9 protein-coding genes and 1 tRNA gene are annotated in these 11,478 nt (G+C 39.3%); 5 read left to right on the top strand and 5 right to left on the bottom strand.

What is annotated here, in order from left to right:
• Positions 1 to 17 precede the first annotated feature (17 nt).
• The 5 genes from yajC to queA form a co-directional block, all read right to left on the bottom strand.
• On the bottom strand, positions 18 to 347 hold the full coding sequence (yajC, locus tag ACS125_RS01150; protein ID WP_003655131.1) for a preprotein translocase subunit YajC: 330 nt from the start codon (positions 345 to 347) through the stop codon (positions 18 to 20).
• Positions 348 to 444: 97 nt separating this feature from the next.
• A complete protein-coding gene (gene tgt / locus ACS125_RS01145; RefSeq protein WP_049838131.1) occupies positions 445 to 1,578 on the bottom strand; it encodes a tRNA guanosine(34) transglycosylase Tgt in 1,134 nt (377 codons plus the stop codon).
• 153 nt (positions 1,579 to 1,731) lie between these two features.
• The gene (locus tag ACS125_RS01140) at positions 1,732 to 2,301 is read right to left on the bottom strand and encodes a LemA family protein (protein WP_443270125.1); all 570 of its coding nucleotides are present in this window, start codon (positions 2,299 to 2,301) and stop codon (positions 1,732 to 1,734) included.
• An 82-nt stretch (positions 2,302 to 2,383) separates the two neighbouring features.
• Positions 2,384 to 3,412, bottom strand: a complete 1,029-nt coding sequence (locus tag ACS125_RS01135) for a hypothetical protein (protein WP_443270123.1) — start codon at positions 3,410 to 3,412, stop codon at positions 2,384 to 2,386.
• Positions 3,413 to 3,642: 230 nt separating this feature from the next.
• The gene (queA, locus tag ACS125_RS01130; RefSeq protein ID WP_443270120.1) at positions 3,643 to 4,680 is read right to left on the bottom strand and encodes a tRNA preQ1(34) S-adenosylmethionine ribosyltransferase-isomerase QueA; all 1,038 of its coding nucleotides are present in this window, start codon (positions 4,678 to 4,680) and stop codon (positions 3,643 to 3,645) included.
• Positions 4,681 to 4,862: 182 nt separating this feature from the next.
• Between queA and ACS125_RS01125 the strand changes: the two genes are divergently transcribed.
• The 5 genes from ACS125_RS01125 to ACS125_RS01105 all read left to right on the top strand — a co-directional run bounded on the left by ACS125_RS01125 (position 4,863) and on the right by ACS125_RS01105 (position 11,461).
• A tRNA-Leu gene (locus tag ACS125_RS01125) sits at positions 4,863 to 4,949 on the top strand.
• A gap of 513 nt (positions 4,950 to 5,462) precedes the next feature.
• Entirely contained in the window at positions 5,463 to 6,734 is a 1,272-nt protein-coding gene (locus ACS125_RS01120) for a sensor histidine kinase (protein WP_238612523.1), read from the top strand.
• Between the two features lie 67 nt (positions 6,735 to 6,801).
• Entirely contained in the window at positions 6,802 to 9,552 is a 2,751-nt protein-coding gene (gene glnE / locus ACS125_RS01115; protein WP_443270118.1) for a bifunctional [glutamate--ammonia ligase]-adenylyl-L-tyrosine phosphorylase/[glutamate--ammonia-ligase] adenylyltransferase, read from the top strand.
• Positions 9,553 to 9,576: 24 nt separating this feature from the next.
• Positions 9,577 to 10,503: a branched-chain amino acid transaminase gene (locus tag ACS125_RS01110; protein ID WP_004789093.1), complete on the top strand. Its 927-nt coding sequence runs from the start codon at positions 9,577 to 9,579 to the stop codon at positions 10,501 to 10,503.
• A gap of 67 nt (positions 10,504 to 10,570) precedes the next feature.
• Positions 10,571 to 11,461: a mitochondrial fission ELM1 family protein gene (locus tag ACS125_RS01105; RefSeq protein WP_443270116.1), complete on the top strand. Its 891-nt coding sequence runs from the start codon at positions 10,571 to 10,573 to the stop codon at positions 11,459 to 11,461.
• Positions 11,462 to 11,478 lie beyond the last annotated feature (17 nt).

The following is an 11,478-nucleotide window of genomic DNA, read 5'->3' as shown; positions in this document are numbered from 1 at the left end:
GCACGACTGTTTTATGATTAAAGGTTATTTAGAGTGCCTTCAGGTAATACTGAAATTACGCTGGCACGCTGAATTTTTACTTCTACACCACGGCTAAGTTCAACAACTGCATAGTCACCTTCAATTTTGGTCACTTTGCCCATTAAACCACCAGCGAACACAACTTCACTACCTACACCTAAGCTTTCGATTAAAGAACGGTGCTCTTTAGCACGCTTTGCTTGAGGGCGCCAAATTAAGAAATAAAAGATTGCAACGAATACAACAATCATCAAGATGTTTGGCAAAATACCTGTAGTTGGGCCAGCTGCTGGTGCTGCATGTGCAGCAGAAATTAAAAAGCTCATTTTGATTTCCTAAAGTTAAAAATATGAGTCAGATACCTGACATAATCCTAATTCGTTTTGCAATTTACCTTGTCTTGAGGTTGAGCGCAAATCGGGCTTATTCATCAACCGGACATGGTGGAACTTCTAAACCACGACGGGCATAAAAGTCCTGAACAAATTCATCAAATGTGCCATTCTCTAATGCATCACGCATACCTTCAGTTAAACGTTGGTAATAACGTAAGTTATGAATGGTACCGAGCATAGACGCTAACATCTCTCCACATTTTTCAAGATGGAATAGATAAGCACGGGTAAAGTTCTTACAAGTGTAGCAATCGCAATGTGGATCGAGCGGACTTTGGTCATGGCGATATTTACTATTACGAATACGTACCAGACCATCAGTGACAAAATAATGACCGTTTCGCGCATTACGGGTTGGCATTACACAGTCGAACATATCGACACCACGGCGCACCGCTTCAACGATATCTTCCGGTTTACCAACGCCCATCAAGTAACGCGGTTTGTCTTGTGGCATTTTGCTTGGGAGATAATCTAAAACTTTGATCATCTCTTCTTTAGGTTCACCTACAGATAAGCCGCCAATCGCATAACCGTCAAAGCCAATTTCAAGAAGGCCATTTAAAGACTCATCACGTAAGTCTTCATACATACCGCCTTGAATAATGCCAAATAACGCATTCTTATTTTTGAGTTCATCATGATGATGAGTTTTACAACGTTTTGCCCAGCGTAAAGAAAGCTGCAATGATTTTTGTGCTTCTTCATGCGTTGCAGGATAAGGTGTACATTCATCAAAAATCATGACGATGTCAGAGTTCAATACCTGCTGAATTTCCATAGAAATTTCAGGCGATAAAAACACTTTTGAACCATCAATCGGCGAGCGGAAAGTAACACCTTCCTCTTTGATTTTGCGCATTGCGCCAAGACTAAAAACCTGGAAACCGCCAGAGTCAGTCAAAATTGGCTTATCCCATTTAATAAAGTTATGCAAACCGCCGTGTTCTTTAATCACTTCAAGACCCGGGCGCAAATATAAATGGAAGGTATTTCCTAAAATAATTTGTGCCTGAATGTCTTCGATATCACGCGGTAGCATACCTTTGACTGTGCCGTAAGTCCCCACTGGCATAAAAACAGGTGTTTCAACAACACCATGTTCTAAAGTTAAACGACCACGACGGGCGCGCCCCGACTGACCTAATTTTTCAAACTTCATCTAAAAATCCTGAACACGAGCAGAGGCGAAGAAACAGTTCGCTGCTAAAAAGAGAGCTATTTTCCTTGATTCTGCGATGTAGTTCTACTACTAAATGTAGCTGGTTATAAAATAGATAAAATTTCCGACAGGTTAGGGGCTGTTTTTTTCCTATTAAAAATTAGGTTTATAGTCAAAATTTTCATTAACAAGATTATCCTTAAAAGGGCGAATCGCTTTCTTGGATAAAGTTAAGGTGTTAATGAGATTGTTAGGGAATACTTCAATCTGATTGTTGAACAGCTCGACATTACGGTTAAAAATGCTAATCGCAGCACCCACATTTTCGTTTTGTTCCTGAATATCATCCATCATTTTGCTATAAAGCGAATCGGCTTTAAGCTCAGGGTAGTTTTCAACAACAACATTTAAGCTGCGAATTAGTTCTTTGCTCATTTTCTCGATTTGTTGGAGCTGAGAAATATCAGTGTTATTCACATTTAAATTAAGAATTTGCTGACGTAATTCAGTGACTTTTTCTAATGTCGATTTTTCAAAATAAGTATATTGATTCAGTGTTGTCTCAAGCGCCTCTAAAGTCTTTACCTTTTGACGTTCGAAATTGGCAACCTCAGACCAAGCGCGTTTGGTCGCATTAAAATAACGTACGATGGTATTACGGATGTGAACGCCCCAGACGATCAGTACAACAAAAATCCCCAGGAAAATAAATAAACCAGTCATGGTCAGTTCCTTATTGTTATTCCCTCAGTGTACTTTTGACTTCTCATTTTTAATGAGACGACAATCAAGTCATACGAGAGATTTATTTAATTAAGTTCAACATTAATTGCTGAAATTTTTCATATTGCGGCATGGTCATGGTACGCAAGTGCCCACGTAATGCTGAAACATCATGAATTTCATCTTGCTTACTGGTAGTCTGAAAAAGATTTTGCTCACCCAGATAACACAAAATTTGTTCTTCGTGATGATAAATTAAATCACCTTTAAAGTGCTGAAAAAAATCATTTAATTTTAAAGTTAAGCTTGGACTAACTTCTTTGGCTAACTGATGTTGATCAACCCCAAAAATATTAAGTTCTTGGTTAATTAAAATATCGCTACTTTGCCATTTACTGGTGTAGGGAGTAAAAAAACGAGAACGTTGATTGCTAACAGCAATGCCCAAAGCTGGTATTTGAAATATAAAAGCGCCCCATAAATCTTTATGAATTTCTTTTATAATTTTTTTATCGCTATTTTGGTCTTGAATAATAGGGATTTCATTAACGTAATGATATTGAAACAGCAAGACTTGATGATCGGTTACTCCATCGTTCCATGTCGTCGAAGCAAACTGAGTAATTTCGTTAGACTCAGTCCCTCGGTTAAACAGAGGGAAATACTGTTTTAATTTACTCAGAACTAAAACTGGCTGAGCATGAATGGGAAGATAAGCTGGTAACTGCTGAAACTGTAAACCGTAACGCAAAATCACCATACGCTGTTCTAGATAACGAATAACTTGCGTTAATGGTTCTTGAGATTGATAGAGTAAATAAGCCAGAAACCCTGTTAAAAAGGCACCTAAAAAGCTCCAAATATATTGAATATGTGGATGAAGAAAATAACCAAAACCTAATATTGTGATGCTGCAAATAGCGAGTAAATAGGGGAGCACATTAAAAAAACGAAGGTTGTGATCTTCTCGCCATGGATGTAAAGCATTTAAAAGATCTTGGGCTGAATGAGATTTTTGTCCAGCGTCCCAAAGTCGAGCGATATTGCGAAAAACCTGTGTATTTTTTTTACGCCTTATATGAAGAGCTTCTTGTACAGTATCGATTGGCATGGAAGTAATGAGTTCATTATCATAAAGAGCTATTTCTAGATTATCTTTTAAATTGAAAGAGATAAATACTAAATGTTTCTAAATTGAGAATTTTTCTTTAAAAGTTGATGCCTGATTTCATTGCTAAATTTCTGCAACTCACAGAGCTAAAGTCATTATTTTTTATTGTGAGTATTTGGGCTGGGTTAAACCTTTCCATTAACCGATATGGTTTAACCCAGCCTTAGTCTTTAAACGTCTAATTTATCAATCAGCATTGCATCGCCATAACTAAAGAAACGATAGCGGCTTTTAACTGCATGTTCATAGGCAGCCAAAATATTATCTCGATTTGAAAGCGCTGACACCAACATCAGCAGAGTAGACTCTGGCAAATGGAAGTTGGTAATTAAACGATCTACGATGCAGAACTCATAGCCCGGATAGATAAAGATTTGCGTGTCGCCAGTCCAAGCCGCGATTTTACCACCATGAGCTTGAGCTGCACTTTCTAAAGCACGTGTTGCTGTTGTACCAACAGCAATCACTTTATTGCCGCGTGCTTTAGTCGCCAAAATTAAATCAATGGTTTCTTGAGGTACATCACACCATTCACTGTGCATGATATGGTTGGTAATGTCATCAGTACGAACAGGCATAAATGTGCCTGCACCGACGTGTAAAGTCACAAAGGTTTTTTGAACATTTTTTTGTTCTAATTTTTCTAGAAGTGTTTCATCAAAATGCAAGCTTGCAGTAGGTGCTGCAACACTGGCAATTTTCTCTGGGTTATGGAAAACCGTTTGATAGCGTTCTGTGTCAATTTCTTCTGCTTCACGGTTAAAGTAAGGCGGAATAGGCAACTGACCATATTGCTCAAGTACAGGCAAGATCGGCTGTGAAAACTCAACCACAAATAAATTTTCGTGACGGCCACGTACAATCACAGGAATATTATCTGCACCAACAAAAAGCTCTGCACCTGCTTTAGGCGAGTTACTCGATTTAATATGGCAATACGCTGTGGTGTGGTTCAACATGCGCTCAACCAAAATCTCAATCGCACCGCCTGTAGAGCGTTTTCCTTTAAGTCGCGCTTTCATGACTTTAGTGTCATTGAGCACTAATAGATCACCTTCTTCGAACAGATCGATAATGTCTGTGAACATGTGATCGTGATATTGACCCTTTGAGTCTAAGTGTAATAACCGCGAAGCACTACGTGATTCAAGAGGATAACGGGCAATAAGTTCATCAGGTAATTCAAAGGAAAAGTCGGACAGTTGCATATTTAGGAAAAAACACCGCAAAAATTGGGCCTAGTATAAACTTTTTCGCTTTTTTATGGCTGTGCTTATGGCCTAAATCATGAAAAATGTTTAAATGATCTAAAAGTGAACGATAATATTCACTTAGGGTTTGACAAGTTTTACAAACGCGCTAATATACGCAACACAAACATACTTCCTCTCCCGAGGTGGTGAAATTGGTAGACGCGGCGGACTCAAAATCCGCTGTCAGAGATGACGTGTCGGTTCGAGTCCGACCCTCGGGACCATATTCAGAATCGTAAGATTCTACGAAAACCCCTAAGCTAACGGCTTAGGGGTTTTTTGTTGGTTATAAAAAAGTGGATAGAGCTTAGGAAGTTATTATTTGATCCCAAGAATCGGACTAGAATTTCTAGTTATAAATTCAGAGCTTATAAAAATCTTTCATTTTTTAGCTCAAGAAGTTCTTGTTTAAATGCCAAACACGTTTGATAAAAGCGAAACTGAGCAAGAATCTAAGCTCTTATTCAAATATTATTTTTTTACTCTGTTTTACTAGTATTCTGAACTCGCATTTCTAACATCTTACAACTCTTTACCTTCAAACATTTGTTGTATTTTCCTCAAGCATACCCACTTTATGTATCTGAAAACCTTTAATTGAAACTTCACATTTCTATTTTGAAAAGAACGTTGCTCTTTTAATGTACTGTGTTAAAGTTTGTAGTAGATCATAATGATTATAAGTACATTTTTAAGAGCGGTTCCGACCAAAAACGACAAAATCTGTGAGGCGGGCAATGACATTCCAGCGTTTAGAACTAAATCAGGTTGAGCAGTTAAGTGCTTGTAGGATATCTCTGTTACTTGGATTAAATGCCGAGCAGAACTACATCGAGCAATTTTTCCGGTTTAGTCTTCGTCTTTTGAATTGTAAAAAAGCCTTACTGACTTTTAATCAGGAACCTTACTTTTGGCATCGTTGCCCTGAGGGTATGACGGCAATCTCGTTTAAACCTTCGAAACATTTAAAACAGTGCTTTGCTAAACAACAGATCATTAATCACTCACATCCCTCTTATCAAAACTTAACCAACTATTTAAAAGAACTAAACATCGAGTGCAGCAGGGCATTGGCCGTGCATCTTTTACACCCCGATAAAACGTCTATGGGCTTTGCTGTCTTTTTCGATGACGATGCAGCTACATTTGAAGATGACGATATTCAATTGCTGCTCGATTACTGTTCGACTTTTATGCAGCAAGTCGAATTGAAGTTTAACTATGAAGAGTTAAACGAACTCTATGAACAACAAGTTGCGATTAACTCTAGTAAAACTAAATTTTTCTCGATTATTTCGCATGACTTACGAGCGCCGTTTCATGGGCTGCTCGGGTTTTCTGAAGTACTCGCCAAAGAGCGTGAAACTTTAGATGAATCTAGCATTCAAAATATTGCAGATTATTTATATGACACGTCACAATCGACTTATAACTTACTTGAAAGCTTACTGACATGGGCGATGGCAGAGGGTGGGCGTTTTGTTTATCACCCAATTAACTTTAAGCTTAGACAAGTCAGCAATATTGTTTGCGATGTACTGCACACATTAGCTTTGAAGAAAAATATTGAACTGGTCAATGATGTTCCAGATGATTTAAACATCTATGCCGATATCAATATGATGACCTCTGTAATTCAAAACTTGGTGTCAAACGCGCTGAAATTTACAGATATTGACGGCTCTGGCAAAGTCTTTATTGAAGCTAGGCAAGCTGACAAAAATATAGAAATAACCGTTCGAGACACTGGTTTAGGCATGACCGAAAAACAAATGACAAATTTGTTCCATCCACGTATTACAGCCAGCTTTAAAGGAACCGCAGGTGAAAAAGGTGCGGGTTTAGGTTTAAGTCTTTGTAAGCGTTTTGTCGAAATTAATCAGGGTAAAATTGATGTCAGTTCAAAAGAAGGCGTAGGAACGACATTTAAAGTTTTATTACCTTCTGCTCAAGAAAGTCATGAGGCTCATGCAGAGCATTACTCTTCAGCGGAAGCAAAATTAGTCTAATCCCTTTTCCTACCACTACTCGAACTGCTATAACTAAAAACAGAGTACGAGGAAAAGAGCTTTTTATATGAATGCGGAGCAGTTACAAAAAACATTGCGTGCGAGTCAGTACGCAGAACAAGTTTTAGGCTTGCATCAAGCTGTTTTAGAACAAGATTACAAACTAGATCAATTTACTGCACCGCTCTCGACCGAACAGATTTATCAATTTGTACAAACCACATTAGATGGAATTGGTGACGAAACATCTTGGATGCGTGGATTACGCATTTTACGAAGTCGTTTAATGTTCCGTTGGATTTGGCAAGATGCCAATCAGCTTACCGATGTTGTCACACTCACACGCGAACTTTCTGATTTTGCCGATGCCAGTATTTGTGCGGCAAAGGATTTTGCACGTGTAGCGCTTGTGGCGAAACATGGTGAACCGATGAGCTACTCTGGCAAAGTTCAAGATTTGATTGTCGTTGCCATGGGTAAACTTGGTGCTCAAGAGCTTAATCTGTCGAGTGATATTGACCTGATTTTTGCCTTCGATGAACAAGGTGAAACTAATGGTCGTAAATGCATTGATGTACAGCAGTTCTGTATTTTGTGGGGACAAAAACTCATTTATTTGCTTGAGCACATTACCGCGGATGGTTTTGTATTTCGAGTTGATATGCGCTTACGTCCTTGGGGTGATGGCTCAGCACTAGCAATTAGTCACGCAGCTTTAGAAAAATATTTAAGTCAGCATGGTCGTGAGTGGGAACGCTATGCGTGGATTAAAGCGCGTGTTGTGACGGGCGGTAAAGAAGGGCAAGACTTGTTAGAGATGACACGTCCTTTTGTGTTCCGCCGTTATGTCGATTACACCGCTTTTGCCGCGATGCGCGATATGAAAGCGATGATTGAGCGCGAAGTTCTGCGTCGTCATATTGAGGATGATATTAAACTCGGGGCAGGCGGTATTCGCGAAATTGAGTTTATTGTTCAGGTATTTCAGCTTATTTACGGCGGCTCTAAACGTGAGCTGCAAGATCGTCAATGTTTAGTTAGCCTTGAGCATATTGGTGAAGCAGGTTTGTTAGAAAGACAAGCTGTTTTAGAACTTGAAGATGCCTATCTATTTTTGCGCCGTGTTGAACACGCAATTCAAGCGCTGAATGACCAACAAACCCAGCTATTGCCAGAAGAAGTAGACTTAAGACAGCGCATTATAGATACCTTAGGTTTTACGAGTTGGGATGAATTTATTGATGTTCTTAACGAGAAACGTCAAAAAGTTAAAGTTCAATTTAAGCAGCTCATTGAAGATACCAGTTCAAATGCCGCAACTGAAAACTTTGGACAGTTAGAGCAGCAGTTAGATGAAGTGTTGGATGACAATGCGAAAAATCTGATTCATGAATTCTGGCATGGTCACGCACTCAAAAAATTACCTTCAAATGCTGTTCAGCGATTAAAGACATTCTGGCCTCATTTAATTGAAGTGATTTTACAGTCAGAACAACCTCAAACTGCACTTTTGCGCTTAATGCCGCTGATTGAATCAGTCATGCGCCGAACCGTGTACTTGGTGATGTTGATTGAAAGTAAAGGTGCATTGCAACGCTTAGTTAAAATGGCGACCGTAAGTCCGTGGATTTGTGAAGAGTTAACGCAATATCCAGTACTGCTTGATGAGTTTTTATCGATGGGCTTTGAGTTACCAAAGCGTAAGGACTTAGAAGATTCATTACGTCAGCAATTGCTTCGTATCGAAATTGATCAAGTTGAAGACCAAATGCGAGCACTTCGACTGTTTAAAAAGAGCAATGTACTCACTGTTGCGGCAAGTGATGTGTTAGCTGAAAGCCCGCTAATGAAAGTATCTGATGCATTAACCGATATTGCTGAAGTGAGTGTTAATGCAACACTTCATTTAGCTTATCAGACCGTAGCAAAGCGTCATGGTTATCCATGTGATGTTGATGGAAAACGCTGCTCACTCGACTACAAAGCTTTTGCTGTTATTGGTTATGGCAAAGTGGGTGGGATTGAGCTTGGCTATGGTTCTGACTTGGACCTTGTCTTTATTCATTATCTAGATGAACAAGCAGATACGGATGGAACGAAGTCAATTAGTGGCTTTGAGTTTGCTATGCGTGTCGCTCAAAAGTTTATGTCACTCATGACCACTCAAACCCTTGATGGCCGTGTCTATGAAATTGATACGCGGTTAAGACCTTCAGGTGAGGCCGGTTTATTAGTGACAAGTCTTAAGGCTTATGAACACTATCAGTTGAAAAGTGCATGGCTTTGGGAGCATCAGGCACTCGTTCGAGCACGCTCTATTGCTGGTGATGAGGTGCTTTGCCAGAAATTTGAAATATTTCGACGCGAGATATTGACTCAATCTAGAGATGAGGCTTATGTTCGTGAGGAAGTGTTGAAAATGCGTCAGAAAATGAAAGACCACCTAGGTTCGTCTTCTGAACAAAAAAAACATGGTATTTTTCATTTAAAACAGGACGCAGGTGGTATCGTCGATATCGAATTTATGGCACAGTATGCTGTACTTGCATGGAGCGGGACGAAACCCGATCTCGCCCATTATTCTGATAATGTAAGAATATTAGAAGATGCTGCTAAAGCAGACTGCTTATCCAGTGAAGATGCCACAGCATTAATTCGAGCCTATCTTAGTGAACGTGCCGAAAGCCACCGCTTAGCCCTTGCAAATCAATCCATGCAAGTCAGCGCAGCGGACTGGCGTAGTACCCGTGCGGTCGTTTGCAATTTATGGCAAAGATTAATAGACCCAACCGCTTCGGTTGAGTTGGATAGTGAATGATTTTATAACAATTTGGAGTGTTCCATGAATTTGGCTGATCGTGATGGTTTTATTTGGCAAGATGGAAAATTAATTGATTGGCGTGATGCAAAGATTCACGTTTTAACCCATACATTACACTACAGTATGGGCGTATTTGAGGGTGTTCGTGCTTATGAAACGCCTAAAGGTACTGCCATTTTCCGTCTTCAAGACCACACAAAACGTTTGTTAAATTCAGCAAAAATTTATCAAATGAAAGTGCCGTATGATCAAGCCACGCTTGAACAAGCACAAATCGATGTTGTTCGTGAAAATAAATTAGCTTCTTGCTATTTACGTCCATTAATCTGGATCGGTTCAGAAAAACTTGGTATTGCAGCAACAAATAACACGATTCATGCCGCAGTTGCAGCATGGGCGTGGGGCGCATACCTTGGTGATGAAGCAATGGCGAATGGTATTCGTGTTAAAACTTCATCATTTACTCACCATCATCCAAACGTGACGATGTGTAAAGCAAAAGCATCTGGTAACTACACATTGTCAATTCTTGCTCACCAAGAAGTTGCACATTCTGGTTACGACGAAGCAATGTTAATGGACCCACAAGGTTATGTGTGCCAAGGTTCTGGTGAAAACGTATTCTTAATTAAAGATGGCGTTTTACACACTCCAGATATCGCTGGTGGTGCGCTTGATGGTATTACACGTCAAACAGTAATGACGATTGCTAAAGATCTTGGTTATCAAGTTGTTGAGCGTCGTATTACACGTGATGAATTCTACATTGCAGATGAAGCATTCTTCACAGGTACTGCTGCGGAAGTAACACCAATTCGTGAATACGATGACCGTCCAATTGGTACAGGTGGTCGTGGCCCAATTACTACTGAAATTCAAAAGACTTACTTTGATGCAGTTCAAGGTAGAAATCCGAAATATGAACACTGGTTAACTTACGTAAAATAAGTTAATCCGTTAACATAAAAAGGCGAACATAAGTTTCGCCTTTTTATTTTTGGCTTCGGGAGCTTTTATGCATATTGTCTATGTCTCTGATGGTAAGGCAGGGCACCGTTCACAAGCATTAGGCTTGTTTCAGGCAATGCAAAGACAACAGCCAGAAACAACTTTTGAAGAGATTCTTATTTCTGATTTGCCAATTATTTCTTTAATTCAGGCGCTTTTCTCTTCAAAAAAATCGTTATTAAAAAAAGTACCCGATTTTATATTTGGAGTGGGAAGCCACACACATTTTCGTGTCTGGTTACTCGGCAAAATTTTTAGAAAAGCCAAAACTATTATTTTGATGAAGCCTAACTTACCTGTAGTTTGCTTTGATTACGCTGTTATTCCAGAACATGATGGTATTCATGCTGATAGCCATGTGATTGTTACACGTGGTGCATTAAATCCCATTCGTAATGAAAACCGCCATCAAAAAGACCGAATTTTAATTGCTTTAGGTGGTTCATCTAAACGACATCAATGGAACCAAAACAAAGTATTAAGCAGTGTTGAAAAAATTGTTGAGAATAATCCAAACGCTGAAATTATTTTGACAACTTCACGCCGCACGCCAGCAGAATTTATCGATATTTTAAGACAGCAAAGCTTTGCTGGGCATTTACAAATATTTCCAGTTGATCAAACACCTCAAGGCTGGATTTTTGAAGAAATGCAAAAAGCAGAAGCAGTTTGGGTAACAGAAGACAGCGTATCTATGATTTTTGAGGCGCTTACCGCGGGTTGTCGAGTCGGTGTAATGGCAGTGGACAGGTTGAAAGATGACCGGATTACCCACTCAGTTGATCAAATGTTAGAATCAAAATTAATTTCACAGCAGACTTGTGTTGTACAGTTACCACAACCTTATGCTTTTAAAGAAGCGGACCGTGTGGCAACATATCTTTTAGCGAAAAATTAAATTTTTTATTTTGAGTA

The sequence above is a fragment of the Acinetobacter sp. PFS20 genome (genome assembly GCF_052261015.1).
Lineage (GTDB): Bacteria > Pseudomonadota > Gammaproteobacteria > Pseudomonadales > Moraxellaceae > Acinetobacter.
This window is presented reverse-complemented; position numbering and strand designations above follow the sequence as displayed.